Below are 16,417 nucleotides of genomic sequence, written 5' to 3' on the forward strand. Positions count from 1 at the left end.
TTTCTCCTTTCACCGTTTTAAATAAACCCTTCGTTCACGCGCGGGTGTTCGGTACGCATGAAGCAGATAAACTCATACAAATTTTTAACATCATCCGAGCTTAGCATCCTTCTTGCGCTGGATATGTATTTTCCATGTCAGTTTCTGCTTTAATAAGCGCAATATTCCCATGCCAGAAAGGCAGTGAAATGAAAAAGATGAGTAATGCGGTGCAATATTATGCCTGGGGGAGCAAGACGGCATTAACCTCCCTGTATGGCATCGCCAATCCTGAAGACTTACCGATGGCGGAACTGTGGATGGGGGCGCATCCCAAAAGCCCGTCCGCCGTTGACGTTGAGGGGCAATCCCGCTCGTTACGCGATGTCATCGCGGCCCATCCGTCGCAGATGCTGGGCGACGCCGTGGCAAAACGCTTTGGCGAACTGCCCTTTTTATTTAAAGTGCTGTGTGCCGATCAGCCGCTCTCAATTCAGGTGCACCCCAGCAAATCCGCCGCCGAAGAGGGGTTTGCGCGTGAAAATGCCGCCTCTGTACCGCTCAGTTCGCCTGAGCGTAACTATAAAGATGCCAACCATAAACCGGAGCTGGTGTACGCCTTAACGCCGTTTAAAGCCATCAATGGGTTTCGCGAGCGCAACGAGATGGTGACACTGCTCACCCCAGTGGCGGACGCGCATCCTGAGATCGCGCATTTTCTGCGCCAGCCCAGCCCCGACAACCTGGCGCAACTGTTTTCAACCCTGCTGTCGCTTCAACAGGACGAAAAAGCGCAGGCGTTAACCGTACTGAAAAACGTCGTCAGTCAGCAGACAGGCGAACCCTGGCAAACCATTCATGAGATTGCGGAATACTATCCGGATGACAGCGGGTTATTCTCGCCGCTGCTGCTCAATGTGATTACTCTGCAGCCCGGACAGGCGATGTTCCTGTTTGCGGAAACGCCGCATGCTTATCTGCATGGCGTGGCGCTGGAGGTCATGGCCAACTCCGATAACGTTTTGCGCGCTGGCCTGACGCCAAAATATATTGATATTCCGGAACTGATGGCCAACCTCAAATTTGACGAAAAGCCGGCCAGCCAGCTTCTTACACAACCTGAGATACAGCAGGATGGCGAGTATTTTCCCATTCCGGTAGACGACTTTGCTTTCTCCATTCATACGGTGAATGCGCAGCCGCTTACCCTGCATCAGGAAAGCGCGGCACTGCTGTTTTGTATTGAAGGTGAGGCCACCGTCACCAATCGCCAGCAGCAACTGGTGCTAAAACCCGGCGAGTCCTGTTTCGTGGCCGCCACCGATGCGCCAGTGTCACTCACCGGCCAGGGCCGGGTGGCGCGCGTGTATAACACGTTTAACTGAGACGGCTGACGCCATTGCGCTTAACTGCTATTATTTCAAACTATTAGCTAAAATGCCTGCGGGCGCTTCTTCACCCGCTGTCTGTGACACGGGTGAAATCAAGGATAAGGACGATTCAGCAATGAAAAAGACTCAAGTTGCCGTTGGTGTGGTAGTCGCTCTGGGCGTAGTCTGGACAGGCGCGGCGTGGTTTACCGGCAAAAAGCTGGAAAGCAATATGGATCAAATGATTCAAAATGCTAACGCTCAGTTAACCACCCTGGCGCCCAACAGTCGTCTGAAAGTCAGCTATCAGGATTATCAACGCGGCATTTTCAGCAGCAAAATGAATGTGGTTATCCAGGCCAGCTCTCAGACCGAAGATAATCCTCTGCTCAAGCCCGGCCAGAGCATCATCCTGAACGAGCAGATCGACCACGGCCCGTTCCCCTTCGCACAGTTGAAAAAAGCCAACCTGATCCCCAGCATGGCGTCCGTGCATACCACGCTGACCAATACCGATGCGGTCAAAAAGCTGTTTGAACTGACCAACAATCAGTCGTTTATCAACGCCGAAACGCGTGTGGGTTACAGCGGCAGCACCGACACCGCAATAAAAATTCTGCCCATCGATTATCAAAATGCGCAAACAGCGCAACGCTTAGCCACCAGCGGCGGCACGCTGAATATCAGCGCAGACAACAAAGGCGATAAAGTGGGCCTGGACAGTGATATCGACAGCATTGCCATCACCACCAAAAATCAGGTCGATCAGCCGGTGATGTTTACGCTGAACGGCCTGAAGCTGAAAGCGGATACGCATCTCACCAACGAAGGCGTACGCATTGGCGATCAGTCCATCAGCGTGGATAAAGTGGCCGCCGCAGTCAGCGGTCAGGACGCGGTTATTCTTAACAAGATGGTCGGTGATTCCTCTTTTGATAATCAGTCCGGCAAAATCAATGGCGACATTAATTACAAAATTGACGGCGTTGAGGTGCAAAAGCAGAACCTGGGTCAGTTCGCATTAAAAATGAAGCTGTCACAGTTTGATGCGCAAAGCGTTAAAACCTTCTCGGATAACTATAACGCTCAGCTGACCACCCTGATGAACCAGCCTGGCGTGGAAGACGATCCGGTGCGTTTCCAGAACGGTGTGCGCGCGATCCTGCTGAACAATTTGCCGACCCTGCTGAAAGGGGCCCCGTCCATCAGCATCGCACCACTGAGCTGGAAGAACGATAAAGGCGAGAGTACTTTCAACCTGAATGCCCACTTTAACGATCCGTCCACGGTGACAGGCGAACCGCAGACGCTGGCGGCATCCGTTGATCGCGTACTGAAAACGCTGGATCTGAAGCTGTCTGTCAACATGCCGATGGCGACGGAAACCATGCGCCATATTGGCCTGGCTGAAGGTTATCAGGCTGACGACGCGCAGAAACTGGCCGATCAGCAGGTTAAAGGGCTGGCAGCGATGGGCCAGATGTTCCGTCTGACACAAACGCAGGACAACAACATCGTTACCAGCCTACAGTATGCCAACGGTCAGGTGAACATGAACGGCGATAAGATGTCGCTGGAGCAGTTCATGTCACGCTATATGCTTGGCGTCCCGACAAACGAAGGCATGCCGCAATAAGGTCAACCTTTTCGATTAAGGCGGCCCTGGCCGCCTTTTTTACGTCACTGCACCGCCCGCTTTTCTCTCCCGATTCGCTCTCATCAGGCGGCCTGCGCCGCGTTCCCGTTTATAAAGTGAACAGTTAACCCCTGCCTTTCACACTTGTTGCGCAAATCACTGGCGTTGTTGCGCAAGATATTTTTATAATGCTCTGCACTTTACAGATATCCAGACGAGTGCACTCCATGATTGATTCAACGCTTCCCCTTACCGACATTCACCGCCACCTTGATGGCAACATCCGTGCACAAACCATCCTTGATTTAGGCCGCCAGTTTAACCTGACCTTACCGGCGGATACGCTGGACACCCTGCGTCCGCATGTTCAGGTCACCGAAACGCAACCGGATCTGGTCAGCTTTCTGCAAAAGCTGGACTGGGGCGTGAAAGTGCTGGGCGATCTTGACGCCTGTCAGCGAATCGCGCGTGAGAACGTCGAGGATGCCGCCCGCGCCGGGATTCACTATGCCGAGCTGCGCTTTTCACCCGGCTATATGGCGATGACCCACCATCTGCCGATTGCCGGTGTGGTTGAGGCGGTGATTGATGGCGTAAAGGCCGGCTGCCAGCAGCATGATATCACCGTGCGCTTAACGGGCATCATGAGCCGGACTTTTGGCGAACAGGCCTGTCTGGATGAACTGAACGGCTTCCTCGCCCATCGCGACCATATTACCGCCGTGGATTTGGCCGGGGATGAACTCGGTGCGCCGGGTCACCGTTTTCTGAGCCACTTCCGTCGCGCCCGGGATGCCGGTTTTCATATTACCGTGCATGCCGGTGAAGCCGCAGGCCCGGAAAGTATCTGGCAGGCGATTCGTGATCTGGGCGCTGAACGCATCGGTCATGGTGTGAAGGCTATTGAAGATCGCGCGCTGATGGACTATCTGGCGGAAAACGGTATTGGTATCGAATCCTGCCTGACCTCCAATATCCAGACCAGCACCGTCGCCTCGCTGGCGCAGCATCCGCTGAAAACGTTCCTGGAGCATGGCGTGCTGGCGACCATCAACACCGACGATCCCGCCGTACAGGGCATTGAGCTGGCCCATGAGTACCTGCATGCCGCCCCGGCTGCGGGACTGAGCCAGGCGCAAATGCGTCAGGCACAGGACAACGGCCTGACTATCGCGTTTTTAAGCGCGGCAGAAAAAGCCGCCATCCGGGCGAAAGTGCAGTAAGCATAAAAAAGGCCGCGTTATTCGCGGCCTTTTTAGCGCTGAAAGCGCTTATTTCAGCGACATCGTCTGGCGTTTTTCCGCCGACTGGAGCCCCAGCTCAATCAGTTCCATGACCTGAATGGCTTCTTCCGCCGTCACCGGATTCGCCCCGCGCCCGGAAATGGCATCACGAATCGCAGCGTAATAGGCGGGATAGTTGCCCGGCTGTGTCAGGATAGTTTTTTCATTCAGCGCGTCGCCCTCCACCTGGGTCAGCGTACCGTCACGCATGTCGTAACCCCAGTTCTCGCCCGGCGGGAAATCCCCCGCTTTCAGCCGATCTTCCTGCGGGTCCAGACCGTATTTGACGTAACTGCCGCGCGTACCGTGCACGGTATAGCGTGCGGATTCGGCCGCCACCAGCATGCTGGCGTGCAGCACCACCCGGCGCTGTGGATAGGTCAGCGTCGCATGAAAATAGTCGGTGGTCTGGGCACCCGGCCGCATTTCCGCCAGATCAACGTTAATCGCCACCGGCGGGCCAAACAGCTGTAGCGCCTGATCCAGCAGGTGCGGTCCCAGATCGTACCAGATGCCGCTGCCCGCCCCTTTCATCTCGCGCCAGCGCTGCCGTACTTCCAGACGGAAACGGTCAAAGTGCGATTCAAAATAACGCACCTCACCCAGCTCACCCGCTGCCAGTAAGCCTTTCAGCGTCAGGAAATCACTGTCCCAACGGCGGTTATGGAATACGGATAACAGCAGCCCTTTGGCTTTAGCTAAGGCATCCAGCTCGCGCGCCTGTGACAACGTCACGGTGAACGGTTTGTCCACCACGACGTGCTTGCCTGCGTTGAGTGCGGCTTTAGCCAGAGGGAAGTGCGTATCATTCGGTGTAGGGATAACAATCAGATCTAACGTAGGATCGTCGAACAGGGCCTGGGGCTCGGCGACGACCTGCACGGCGGGCCAGTCGGCATGGACTTTGCTGGCATCGCTGCTGGAGATGGCAGCCAGTTCAACCTCCGGCGTGCCCGCGATCAGGGGCGCGTGGAAGGTTTTGCTGGCAAAGCCATAGCCGATGAGTCCTACTCGCAGTTTCTCGCTCATTCCTTTTCCTCATTAATCGCTAACCAGACTGATTTAAGACTAATAGTCGGGTCAGGACAAGGAGGATTCCCCTTAAAATCAGGAGACTGAGCGCCGTGCACCGTTCCAGGCGCTCTGACTGGCCAGATTATCGTGTACGTCCTGATTGCGGCGGCGGAAATCACTCGGGCTGACGCCGACGCGCTTACGGAAGACGCGCGAAAAATAAAGCTGATCGTCGTAGCCCACTTCACGCCCAATGCTGGCGATGGGTTCCTGCGTGGTTTGCAGTAGCAACTTAGCGCGAATGACGCGCTGATCTTCCCGCCAGCGAAGCAGGTTCACGCCCATTTGCTCGCGGAACAGGTGCGCCAGCCGCGAAGGTGACAGACACACATGGCGCGCCACTTCCTCGATTTTGACCTCGCTGGCAAGATGATTATTCACATACTGGCAGGCTTCGATGATACGGGGATCGCGGATTTGCTGATGGTTACGTGGATCTTCTTCCACCGCCCGTAACAACAGCCGTTCCAGCAAATTCATTGCCAGTTCTTCGGCAAAACGACGCGATGAGTTGTGGGTTTGTTCAATGGTGGCAAACAGGCGATCAAATTCGCCCCGCAGTGACTCCGGTAAGCGCAGCCGACCGACGCCTTCCTGTTCATCCTGCCAGCGCAGCCAGTCATGCCAGTACGCGCGCGGACGAAAATAGACCCAGCGGTGAAACCACTGCGGACTGTCGGGCGCCCGACCATAATAGTGAGCCGTTTTTGGCTGGAACAGCAGCATTTCACCCGGTTCACAGTCAAAGGCCTTTTCGCCGTCGAACACCCGCCCTTTGCCTTTGATGGTCAGGTTGAGAATATAACCCTTCATGCCGTGTGGGCGATCAATAAAGAAATCCAGCGGACCATCCGCGGTGATCGGGGTTAATCCCGCCACCAGCCAGGCATTAAACGCGTATCCGGGCAGCAAAGGGTTCTGCTGCTCTGCCGGTAATTCACGGTGATACATACTGTCCTCACTTCGTCGTTGATTGATCACGCGCGGACACCTTTCGCGTCCGCGGGAAGGTTTCACGCCAAATCAGACTTTATTCTTTTGTTTGTAGCGGTCGAATATCACCGCTGCCAACAGTATCAAACCCCGCACAACATACTGTGAGAATGGCGAGATATTTAATAAATTCATCGCATTCTCAACGGTGCCCAGAATCAGTACCCCGGCGATCACATAGGAGATTTTGCCGATGCCGCCTTTCAGTGACACGCCGCCCAGTACGCAGGCCGAGATGACCACCAGTTCATAACCAATTGAGGTCATGGGCTGACCGCTGGTCATGCGTGACGCCAGGATGATGCCCGCCGCCGCAGAAACCAGGCCAGAGAGAATAAAGATAATGATGCGGGTACGCACAACCGGCACGCCCGCCAGCCGTGCAGCCTCTTCATTCCCGCCAATCGCCAGCGTGTTGCGGCCAAAGGTGGTTTTGTTCAACAGGAAAGCGAAGATCACCATGGTACCCAGCGTGATCCAGATGGGCGCGGGCACGCCCAGCCAGTTGGCGAAGCCCAGTACGAAGAAGCGCTCGTCTTCGATGCCCACCGCTTTACCGTCCGAGAAGATATAGGCCAGACCGCGCACAATCTGCATGGTCGCCAGCGTGGTAATCAGGGCGTTGATTTTCAGTCGGGCGATAACAAACCCGTTGATAAATCCGGTGATGACACCGAGTAACAGCCCGGCCGCCACCCCCAGCCAGAGGCTTTCACTCATATTGATCACCACGGCGGTGACCACGCCCGCGCAGGCAATCACCGAGGCCACCGACAGGTCAAAATCGCCGGAGGCCAGGCAGAACAGCATACCGCAGGCCACCATGCCGGACATCGACATGGCCAGCCCCAGGCCTTTCATGTTGATAAAGGAGCCAAAGTTAGGGACAAAAACCGCACAGGCGATGAACAGCAGGGCAAACACCACCAGCATGCCAAAGTTGTCCCAGACGCGCCCAAAATGCACACCCCGGCGAGGGGCGGCTGGCGGCGTATTTGATGTCGTGGAAGAAGTCACGGTACTCTCCTGTCAGGCCACGGCGGCCGCATGTGTCGTTTTAGGCATGGCCAGGCTCAGCGTCAGCTGCTCTGTGGCCTCGTCATGCAGTAATTCCCCGGCGACCGCCCCTTCGCGCATCACGATAATGCGGTCGGCCAGGCCCATCACTTCCGGGAGATCGCTGGAGGCAAACAGCACCGCAATGCCGTTGTTCGCCAGCTGGTAAATCAGGTTATAAATTTCGTGTTTAGCCCCGACATCAATGCCGCGGGTAGGCTCGTCCAGCAAAATCACCTTGATCTCCTCGGACAACCAGCGGCCAAGAATGGCTTTTTGCTGGTTACCGCCGGACAGGTTCATGATCAACTGGTCAGCGCTGGGCGTTTTGATTTTGAGGGAACGGATATGGCTGTCGGCATTCTTCACCTCCCAGCCGTTTTTGATCAGGCAACCGGCGGTGAGGTTATGACGGCGGGCGCTGATGTTGATGTTGTCGCGCACCGAATGCACCGGAATAATGCCTTCGGCTTTGCGATCTTCAGGGCACAGCATCACGCCCGCCCGAATCGCATCAATTGGCGCCGTCACGTTAAGGGGTTCCCCGTCCAGCAGAATGCGGCCAGCGCGCAGGCGCGTGGCACCAAACAGCCCTTTCAGCAGTTCGGTGCGTCCCGCGCCCACCAGACCAAACAGGCCGACAATTTCCCCGGCATGCACATTCAGCGAGATTGGCGCTCTGACGCCCTTCGCCTCTACGTCCTGTAGCGCCAGCCGTACCGGGCCTTTTTCCCGCGGCGCGTAGCCGTAGATATCACCCAGATTACGTCCGACCATCGCCTGTACCAGATCGTCGTGATGCGTATTGGCCATGTCCGTAAAGGTGCGCACATAGCGCCCGTCTTTAAACACGGTGATGGCGTCACTGAGGGCAAAAATCTCTTCCATACGGTGCGAGACATACAGCACCACGCGCCCTTCCGCGCGCAACTGGCGGATCACCCGAAACAGATTGTCGATTTCGCGTGCGGACAGCGAGCTGGTTGGCTCATCAAAGGCAATGATGCGCGCGTTACGGGCCAGCGCTTTGGCAATCTCAACCATCTGCCACTGGCCCAGCGACAGGTATTTCAGCGGCATGTCCGGATCGATGTCCATACCTAAATTTTTCAGTTGCAGCCCGGCTTCGTAACGCAGCAGCTTGCGGTTCACCAGGCCATGTTTATGCGGCAACTGACCCAGATAGATATTCTCCGCCACGCTCATTTCGGGCACTAAATGCAGTTCCTGGTAGATAATGGCGACACCCGCATCCAGCGCATCCGTGGTGTGCTGGAAATTCATCGGCTTGCCTTTGATGCGAATCTCGCCGCCACTGGGCAGATAGCTGCCGCTGAGGATTTTAAGCAGTGTCGATTTACCGGCACCGTTTTCCCCCATCAGCGCGTGCACCTGACCGCCATGGCATTCAAATGAAATATCCTGCAGCGCTTTCACGCCGGGAAAAGTTTTACTGATGCCATGAAACGACAGAAAGGCTGAATCAGTGTTCATGGTGTCTCCAATAGATGGCTGTGAGGAATCGGGGCACCTGACGCTCAGGCTGAACACCGTCGCGGTGTTCAGCCCTGCTTTCCTGATGACCCGATGGTGTTATCCGTACTGCCTGTTATTACATCAACCCTTTCTTCGCCAGCTCGGTTTTGAAGTTGTCACGCGTAATCAACACGACGTCTGTCACTTCGGTGAATTTCGGTGGCTCCTGTCCTTTGCTTACCCAGTTGTAGAGCATCTGGCTGCTCTTATAGCCATGGATGTCCGGACTTGGCAGCAGTGAGCCATAGAAGCCGGTCGCGTTGGCTTTTGACAGTTCGCTGACGGCGTCGACGCCGTTGATACCGATACCGATCACGTCAGCGGCTTTAAAGCCCTGACCTTCGGTCGCACGCACGCCGCCCAGCACGGTGTTGTCGTTCATACCGACAATCAGCCAGTGCTTCACTTCAGGGTGCTGAACCAGCAGGGAGTTACCGGCATCAAATGCGCCGGGGATGTCATTCGATTTGGTCGGGACCTGATAGATCTGTTTTTCCGGGAAGCCGGCCGCTTTCAGGGCATCCATCGAACCACCGGTACGACGACGCGCGGTGTCCAGTTCGTTAGCGGTGATCGCCATCACGGCGGTGTCTTTGACATCCCAGCCGCGTTTCTGCATTTCTTTATACAGTTCCTGTCCCTGACGTTCGCCAATTTTGGTCGCGGCCATCATGACCAGCGGTACGCTGTCCATCGGCTTGCCTTTGGCGTTCACAAACTGATCGTCCACGGCGATCACCTTCAGGCCATAACCGCGCGCCTTTGCCATGATGGCGGAGCCGAGTTTGGGATCCGGTGTGCAGATCACGAAGCCTTTTGCACCATTCGCGGCCAGACTGTCGATAGCGTTAAGGGTTTTTTCACCGTCCGGAACGGCAATTTTGATCACCTCAAAGCCCAGGTCTTTACCGGCTTTATCCGCAAATTTCCATTCGGTCTGGAACCAGGGTTCTTCCGGCTGCTTCACCAGAAAACCCAGCTTCATGGTCTCGGCGATAGCTGATTGTGACATAACCGCTGCCAGCCCGATGGCTGCCAGCGCTTTAGTGAATTTATGCATGATGCTCTCCGGCGCTAGTGGTTTTATCGCTGTTAAATACGGATCGGTGTAAACGCTACCAGTTCACTCTCTTTTGTAGGTACAGATGTAAATCAGCACGTTAGCGGGAGCCATGTGGGTAGCCTGCTTAAACGCTGGCCTAGTTTTAGCGGGAATGAAGAAGAAAAATGTAGAGCGGTATCACATCTTAAAATCACGACAGAATGATCCATATATTCAGCAAATTTAACCGTCTGTTAACTTTTGCAATGGATCACAAATTCACTGCGTGTGGCAGAAAAGTGCATATTCTCAGCCAGCCGTGACTAACCCTTCTTTTTTACACAACTCAGGATAAGGAGGTTTATTCACAACAGGAGAGTCAAATGCGTACTGAAGCCATCACCCTGGGGCTGGACTTTGGTAGTGATTCGGTGCGTGCGCTGGCGGTGGATTGTCACACTGGTCAGGAGCTGCACAGTGCCGTGGCCAACTATGCACGCTGGCAGCAGGGACTTTACAGCGATCCTCACAGCAACCGCTTTCGTCACCATCCTCAGGACTATATTGATGCTATGGAGCAGGCCATGCTGGGTGTGCTCGCGGCGCTGAGCGACACGCAACGGGCCGCCGTCGTCGGCATCGGTGTCGACAGCACCGGCTCCACCCCCGCTCCGATCGATCGTGACGGCAAGGTACTTGCCCTGCGACCGGAGTTTGCGGAAAACCCCAATGCGATGTTTGTGCTGTGGAAAGACCATACGGCCATTGAAGAAGCGGAAGAGATTAACCGCCTGTGTCGCAGCGGCCGCTTTACCGATTACAGCCGCTATATCGGCGGGATCTACTCGTCGGAATGGTTCTGGGCCAAGATTCTTCATATTACCCGCCAGGATACTGCCGTGCGCGATGCGGCCGTGTCCTGGGTTGAACTCTGTGACTGGGTGCCCGCCTTACTCAGCGATACCGTCGCCCCGGACAAACTCCGTCGTGGGCGTTGTGCCGCTGGTCACAAAGCGCTGTTTCATGCTGACTGGAACGGCTTACCCGACGCCGACTTCCTTAACGCGCTGGACCCGGCGCTGACTCAACAGCTGGATTCTCCCCTGTTCAGCGAGACCTGGACCGCGGATATCCCGGTGGGCACGCTGAGCCCGGAATGGTCGCAACGCCTGGGTTTATCGCAGCAGGTTACGATTTCGGGCGGCGCATTTGACTGCCATATGGGCGCAGTCGGCGCCGGTGCGCGACCCTATACCTTAGTGAAAGTGATTGGCACGTCGACCTGCGACATCCTGATTGCTGACACCGGGAAAGTCGGCGACCGCGCCATCAAAGGCATCTGTGGTCAGGTTGATGGCAGCGTCGTGCCGGGCGCGATTGGTCTGGAAGCAGGCCAGTCGGCGTTTGGCGATATTTATGCCTGGTACAGCCGCCTGCTGGGCTGGCCGTTGCAGCTGGCAGCGCAGCACCATCCCGAACTTAAACCGCAGTTGGCGGAGATGCAAACGTCACTGATCACCCGTCTGACCGAGGCCTGGGTCGCCAGTCCGCAGTTGGATCACCTGCCCGTAGTGCTGGACTGGTTCAACGGCCGCCGTACGCCCAATGCCAACCAGCGCCTGAAAGGGGTTATTACCGACCTGAATCTCGGCACGGATGCTCCGGCCCTGTTTGGCGGCCTGATTGCGGCCACCGCCTTTGGTGCCCGCGCCATCATGGAGTGCTTCGAGCAGCAGGCAATTCCGGTGGAAAACATTCTTACCCTCGGCGGCATTGCCCGTAAATCCCCCGCCATTATGCAGGCCTGCTGCGACGTGATGAACCGGCCGCTGGATATCGTCGCCTCCGATGAGTGCTGTGCGCTGGGCGCAGCCATCTTCGCTGCCGTCGCCGCGGGCGTTCACCGCGATGTGGAGCAGGCACAGGACGTCATGGCCAGCCCGATTGACGTGACGCTGCAGCCCGATCCGCAGCGCGTCGCGCGTTATCAGGCACTTTATCAACGCTATCAACAATGGTGCGAGACGGCAGAACCCCATTATGCCGCCCGTTCCGCTTCCGCTAAGTAAAGGAGTGGTTTTATGCAACAGTTCAACGTGTGGTTTGTCATTGGTACACAGCACCTCTACGGCGCGGAAACGTTACGTCAGGTTGAACACAATGCCCGGCAGGTGGTGGACGGATTAAATCAGGCGGGTTTGCCTGTACGTCTGACGCTGAAACCGCTGGTCAAATCGCCTGATGAAGCGCTGTCGCTGTGCCGTGACGCCAGTCACGATCAAAACTGTATCGGTATCATTACATGGTTGCATACCTTTTCGCCGGCCAAAATGTGGATCGGCGGATTGAATGTCTTAACGAAGCCCCTGCTACAGTTTCATACCCAGTTCAATGCCGAGATCCCCTGGGACAGCATGGACATGGACTTTATGAACCTGAATCAAACGGCGCACGGTGGCCGTGAGTTTGGCTTTATTGGTGCGCGCATGGGCCTGCAGCACAGCGTGGTGACCGGCCACTGGCAGGATAAACACAGCCAGCAGCGCGTCGCCAACTGGATGCGTGCGGCGCTGGCCAAACAGGCCAGTCAGCATCTCAAAGTCGCGCGTTTTGGTGACAACATGCGTGAAGTCGCGGTCACCGAAGGCGATAAAGTGGCGGCGCAAATCCAGTTCGGCTATGCGGTTAATGGCTGGGGCGTGGGGGATTTGGTGGAGGTGATCAACAGCGTCAGCGAGGGTGATGTCAATGCGCTGGTTGACGAATATGAAAGCCAGTATCGTTTCTCCGACGTGGCCGCCGCAGGCGGTGAAAAACGGCAAAACGTACTGGACGCCGCACGCATCGAGCTGGGCCTGAAGCGTTTTCTGGACGACGAAGGCTGCAAGGCGTTTACCACCAACTTCCAGACGCTGCACGGCATGACGCAGTTGCCCGGCCTGGCGGTACAGCGCCTGATGGGCCAGGGTTATGGCTTTGCGGGCGAAGGAGACTGGAAGACCGCCGCGCTGCTGCGCATCTTTAAAGTGCTGGCGGGTGACCGTCCCGGCGGCACCTCCTTTATGGAGGATTACACTTACCACTTCTCTCCGGGCAACGATTTAGTGCTGGGTTCTCATATGCTGGAAGTGTGCCCGTCTATCGCGCGGGAAGAGAAGCCGCTGATCGACGTGCAGTTCCTCGGCATCGGCAACAAAGCCGATCCGGCGCGGCTGATTTTCTCCACGCCGGCCGGTCGTGCCATTAACGCCAGCGTGATCGATATGGGCGATCGTTTCCGCCTGCTGGTTAACGTAGTGGACGCGATTGAACAGCCTAAACCACTGCCAAAACTGCCGGTAGCCCGCGCGTTGTGGAAAGCGCAGCCGTCTCTGGCGACCGCCTCTGAAGCCTGGATTCTGGCAGGCGGTGCGCACCATACGGTGTTCAGTCAGGCTCTGACGCTGGACGATATGTATCTGTACGGCGAGATGCACGGCATTGAAGTGCTGGTGATTGATGAGCACACCCGGCTTCCGGCCTTTAAAGATGCGCTGCGCTGGAATGACGCCTATTACCATATGAAGCGTTAAGCACCGCTAGCGAACGCATTAACAAAGCGGCGGGTCAGCCCGTTGGCGGCCCGCTTTTTTATGCGTCGCGCTCAACCTGAGGCTCAGCGTTACTGCCCTGATATCGGGCAATAATCCCCCCTGACCGCTGTCTGTTTCCTTTGCCAGTCGATCGGCAAAAGCCGCTGCCGGCCTGGCGATATGACCGCCCGATAACGGGACAGATTATCTTCGTTAATTTTCCCCTCCGCGAGGCACCGTTACGTGACTGTTATGCGGCTCAGACGTTGTGCGTGAGAGCAGTGTGACGCGGCGTCACGCTATGACTGCCCGTCTGATCGTTAATGTTTTGATAGTGAACGTCGCTGTGGCTGACGCGAGCGGGCCTGTCAGACAGGAAGCGGCTGTCTTGCTCTGTCTGTTGCGTGGGCGTCCCGGCGGCCTTGTCTGCCTTGACCAGAAGCGGCTTCACGGGCGCTGCGGAAGGCTGCCAGGCTATCCGCGCCTCGGTCAGCGTATTTTGGGCCAGATTCTCATTCACCTGCGCCAGCTGCCGCCGCAGCACATTGAGTTTCACTGCGGTCGCCAGCGGAATCTGACGTTCCTGATCTTCCAGCACGCTAATCTGCTGACGGGTCGCATACTGTTGTTGCAGCAACGCGCGGTACTGGCTTTCATAGCCCCAGACCACCGACTGCTCCTGTGCAAACTGCAACGCCGAAATATAGCCTTTGTTCAGCAGCGGTCGCCATTTGTTGACCAGGTTTTGCGCCATGCCAACCTGCGCGGACTCGATTTTGATTTGCTGATCAAGTTGCGCCAGTTGTCCGTTCAGCATGGCGGCCTGGAAGTGGTTATCACTGACCTGTTGCAGTGCCAGCTGCTGCGTGTGGGCCATGTCCTGCAGCAGGCTGCCCTGCTCCAGCTTCAACTGATCGCTGACGAGTTGCATGCCTTTGAGTGCCTGACGGTTTGCCTCGGCGATCATAACGACTGAAGGCACGGAGGCATGCGGCAAATGTTCACTGACGGCAGCGATTTGTCCGGTCGGGTTGGGTACAGTAGCGGCGCTGAGCGGACGCGCGGACGCGTGTCGGCTGGACAGCACCTGGCGCAGACCGGACGCATGATTGTCGACAAAACAGATCAGGCTCACCGTCCCCACCACCAGCGAGAACAGATTACGCCGCACAAACAGTGAGGCAGAGGAAACGCCGCCAGCCGCGGCCACGCGGGACGACTCAGGAGATGGCTGTTGTAAAAATGGTTTTTCCATTTTTTACCCTTAACTCAGTGCGCGTTGGTGGTCTGTTTACGGGATGTCGCGGAAACGTTTTGCTCCCTGGCGGGCAAAAGGCCTCACCGCACACCTAACATCACATGCCCCGGAACAGAGATAAAACAGAAGTTCATTTCCAGTCGTTACGCTTTGAAAGGGAATCTCACGATGTTTCACCAGCGGTTCAGGGATGTAAATGCCGATGTCTGGCTAACAGCACGCCTTCTCACCTACATTTTACGCAAGCGAGCGAATTAAATAGGGCGCCAGAAAACACTCAACGTCATTTCTCGCCACGCCCAGCGTCACGCCGATGCCCGCTTGCTTTAAGATCGCAATCCCTTCTCCGCGATTACGCGGATGCGGATCTTCAATGGCGATGTAAATATGTCTGGGCCTGAGCCGGGCCAGTGTTAGTGCGCAGGACGGGGTTCTGCCCTGAAAGGCACAGGGCTCTAGCGTGACATAGATTTCGCACTCTTCTACAGGTAACGTAAGTGTGGAAAGTGCATCAGCCTCAGCATGGTACTGACCCGGTGAACGGGTAAATCCGGTCGAGACAACCCGACCATTGTGAACAATTACGCACCCTACCGGTGGGTTAGGTCTGCAATGCGGCAGCGCATGGCGGGACTGCGCCAGCGCTAACAGCATAAATTGTTGTGATTTTTGCATCATTAACAGGACTCTTCTCATTACCGTTTTACGTCCGTGAGCTTAACTACAGAACGTAAAACTCAGATAAACTGCCATTCAAATCCCGCTGAGGTGCGGCTGACATAACCTGCCGACGAGCCCGGAAAATGCGAACTAAACCAGCGTGCCTGATGCTCACTCGCCCACGTCATTGCCCAGCGCCGCTGGGCTTCGGCCTGCGCGGCATCAGCACAAAAGCGCGAGGCAAGCTGGGGCTGACTGACCTGCAAATCGTTATGCATCAGGTCACCGGAAAACAGCGCATAATCGCCCGCACTGTGCAGAATAATCGACGCGTGGTCATGACTGTGGCCGGGCGTGGGCACATAGCGCAGCACATCAGCAAACACCGGCTCTTGCGTCACATCGAACGTCTCCAGCAAACCCGCCGCGATAACCGGATTAATGCTGTCCTCTAACAGCGTTTTGCGTGCCGGATCGTGTTGCCAGCCTTTCAACCCGCTATCCGAACAGTAGTAGCGGGCATGTTTGAAAAACGGTGTCCATTTACCGTCCATCCAGTGCGTATTCCAGCCCACATGATCGCCATGCAGATGGGTGATCAGCACGATATCCACCGCGTCAGGATCGACGCCCGCGTCACGTAAGCGCTGCGCATACGGCGTATTCAGCTGATGGGAGAGCGGAGAGCCTGCCCGCTCGCGACCATTGCCGCTGCCCGTATCGATCACAATAAGGTTGTCAGGCGTGCGGACCACCCAACTGTGAACAGAGAGCGTAATCGTTTCCGGCGTTCCGCTCGCTAACGCCTGCGCGGGAAACAGCCATTCCGTGGACAGAGACGCGTCCAGTTCAGGAATTTTAAAGACCTCGCACTCACCTACGCGGTAAACTGGCGTCACAGACATATGACCTCTCAAATCAGGGGAAAATGATACTGACTCGTCGCATATTGCCATCT

13 protein-coding genes are annotated in these 16,417 nt (G+C 56.2%); 5 read left to right on the forward strand and 8 right to left on the reverse strand.

Going from position 1 to position 16,417, the window contains the following annotated elements:
* Positions 1–188: 188 nt before the first annotated feature.
* From manA to add, 3 genes are all read left to right on the forward strand, one after another.
* Positions 189–1,364 carry a mannose-6-phosphate isomerase gene (gene manA / locus C7433_RS02325; RefSeq protein WP_054633837.1) on the forward strand — a complete coding sequence of 392 codons (1,176 nt, stop codon included), beginning with the start codon at positions 189–191 and terminating at the stop codon, positions 1,362–1,364.
* A 121-nt stretch (positions 1,365–1,485) separates the two neighbouring features.
* The gene (locus tag C7433_RS02330) at positions 1,486–2,985 is read left to right on the forward strand and encodes a YdgA family protein (RefSeq protein WP_054687773.1); all 1,500 of its coding nucleotides are present in this window, start codon (positions 1,486–1,488) and stop codon (positions 2,983–2,985) included.
* A gap of 227 nt (positions 2,986–3,212) precedes the next feature.
* Complete coding sequence (gene add / locus C7433_RS02335) at positions 3,213–4,208, forward strand: adenosine deaminase (protein ID WP_058709172.1); 996 nt, start codon at positions 3,213–3,215, stop codon at positions 4,206–4,208.
* Positions 4,209–4,256: 48 nt separating this feature from the next.
* On the opposite strand, the gene C7433_RS02340 is transcribed toward add, so the two are convergent.
* The 5 genes from C7433_RS02340 to C7433_RS02360 form a co-directional block, all read right to left on the reverse strand.
* Positions 4,257–5,297 (reverse strand): oxidoreductase, encoded by a 1,041-nt coding sequence (locus C7433_RS02340; RefSeq protein WP_110267539.1) that lies wholly within the window; start codon positions 5,295–5,297, stop codon positions 4,257–4,259.
* 78 nt (positions 5,298–5,375) lie between these two features.
* Positions 5,376–6,293 carry an arabinose operon transcriptional regulator AraC gene (gene araC, locus C7433_RS02345; RefSeq protein ID WP_006119067.1) on the reverse strand — a complete coding sequence of 306 codons (918 nt, stop codon included), beginning with the start codon at positions 6,291–6,293 and terminating at the stop codon, positions 5,376–5,378.
* Between the two features lie 72 nt (positions 6,294–6,365).
* A complete protein-coding gene (araH, locus tag C7433_RS02350) occupies positions 6,366–7,352 on the reverse strand; it encodes an L-arabinose ABC transporter permease AraH (RefSeq protein ID WP_033741305.1) in 987 nt (328 codons plus the stop codon).
* A 12-nt stretch (positions 7,353–7,364) separates the two neighbouring features.
* A complete protein-coding gene (araG, locus tag C7433_RS02355; RefSeq protein WP_110267540.1) occupies positions 7,365–8,885 on the reverse strand; it encodes an L-arabinose ABC transporter ATP-binding protein AraG in 1,521 nt (506 codons plus the stop codon).
* A 118-nt stretch (positions 8,886–9,003) separates the two neighbouring features.
* Positions 9,004–9,987 carry an arabinose ABC transporter substrate-binding protein gene (locus C7433_RS02360; RefSeq protein WP_006119064.1) on the reverse strand — a complete coding sequence of 328 codons (984 nt, stop codon included), beginning with the start codon at positions 9,985–9,987 and terminating at the stop codon, positions 9,004–9,006.
* Positions 9,988–10,352: 365 nt separating this feature from the next.
* Here C7433_RS02360 and C7433_RS02365 point away from each other — a divergent pair, with 365 nt between their 5' ends.
* Positions 10,353–12,038, forward strand: coding sequence for a ribulokinase (locus C7433_RS02365; protein ID WP_110267541.1), 1,686 nt, complete (start codon positions 10,353–10,355; stop codon positions 12,036–12,038).
* A gap of 12 nt (positions 12,039–12,050) precedes the next feature.
* Positions 12,051–13,541: an L-arabinose isomerase gene (araA, locus tag C7433_RS02370; protein ID WP_039340462.1), complete on the forward strand. Its 1,491-nt coding sequence runs from the start codon at positions 12,051–12,053 to the stop codon at positions 13,539–13,541.
* A 259-nt stretch (positions 13,542–13,800) separates the two neighbouring features.
* Here araA and C7433_RS02375 read toward each other — a convergent pair whose 3' ends face one another.
* The 3 genes from C7433_RS02375 to C7433_RS02385 form a co-directional block, all read right to left on the reverse strand.
* Positions 13,801–14,796 (reverse strand): hypothetical protein, encoded by a 996-nt coding sequence (locus C7433_RS02375; protein ID WP_110267542.1) that lies wholly within the window; start codon positions 14,794–14,796, stop codon positions 13,801–13,803.
* A gap of 240 nt (positions 14,797–15,036) precedes the next feature.
* Positions 15,037–15,474 (reverse strand): bifunctional diaminohydroxyphosphoribosylaminopyrimidine deaminase/5-amino-6-(5-phosphoribosylamino)uracil reductase RibD, encoded by a 438-nt coding sequence (locus C7433_RS02380; protein WP_110267814.1) that lies wholly within the window; start codon positions 15,472–15,474, stop codon positions 15,037–15,039.
* Positions 15,475–15,536: 62 nt separating this feature from the next.
* Positions 15,537–16,364: an MBL fold metallo-hydrolase gene (locus C7433_RS02385; RefSeq protein WP_110267543.1), complete on the reverse strand. Its 828-nt coding sequence runs from the start codon at positions 16,362–16,364 to the stop codon at positions 15,537–15,539.
* Positions 16,365–16,417 lie beyond the last annotated feature (53 nt).

It is taken from the genome of Pantoea sp. PNA 03-3 (genome assembly GCF_003201175.1).
GTDB classification, from domain to species: Bacteria; Pseudomonadota; Gammaproteobacteria; order Enterobacterales; family Enterobacteriaceae; genus Pantoea; species Pantoea stewartii.

What these genes read in the sequence shown, in the direction of transcription:
- manA (WP_054633837.1), top strand. Translation starts at nt 189, where the DNA reads ATGAAAAAGATGAGTAATGCGGTGCAATATTATGCCTGGGGGAGCAAG.
- C7433_RS02330 (WP_054687773.1), top strand. Translation starts at nt 1,486, where the DNA reads ATGAAAAAGACTCAAGTTGCCGTTGGTGTGGTAGTCGCTCTGGGCGTA.
- add (WP_058709172.1), top strand. Translation starts at nt 3,213, where the DNA reads ATGATTGATTCAACGCTTCCCCTTACCGACATTCACCGCCACCTTGAT.
- C7433_RS02340 (WP_110267539.1), bottom strand. Translation starts at nt 5,297, where the DNA reads ATGAGCGAGAAACTGCGAGTAGGACTCATCGGCTATGGCTTTGCCAGC.
- araC (WP_006119067.1), bottom strand. Translation starts at nt 6,293, where the DNA reads ATGTATCACCGTGAATTACCGGCAGAGCAGCAGAACCCTTTGCTGCCC.
- araG (WP_110267540.1), bottom strand. Translation starts at nt 8,885, where the DNA reads ATGAACACTGATTCAGCCTTTCTGTCGTTTCATGGCATCAGTAAAACT.
- C7433_RS02360 (WP_006119064.1), bottom strand. Translation starts at nt 9,987, where the DNA reads ATGCATAAATTCACTAAAGCGCTGGCAGCCATCGGGCTGGCAGCGGTT.
- C7433_RS02365 (WP_110267541.1), top strand. Translation starts at nt 10,353, where the DNA reads ATGCGTACTGAAGCCATCACCCTGGGGCTGGACTTTGGTAGTGATTCG.
- araA (WP_039340462.1), top strand. Translation starts at nt 12,051, where the DNA reads ATGCAACAGTTCAACGTGTGGTTTGTCATTGGTACACAGCACCTCTAC.
- C7433_RS02375 (WP_110267542.1), bottom strand. Translation starts at nt 14,796, where the DNA reads ATGGAAAAACCATTTTTACAACAGCCATCTCCTGAGTCGTCCCGCGTG.
- C7433_RS02380 (WP_110267814.1), bottom strand. Translation starts at nt 15,474, where the DNA reads ATGCAAAAATCACAACAATTTATGCTGTTAGCGCTGGCGCAGTCCCGC.
- C7433_RS02385 (WP_110267543.1), bottom strand. Translation starts at nt 16,364, where the DNA reads ATGTCTGTGACGCCAGTTTACCGCGTAGGTGAGTGCGAGGTCTTTAAA.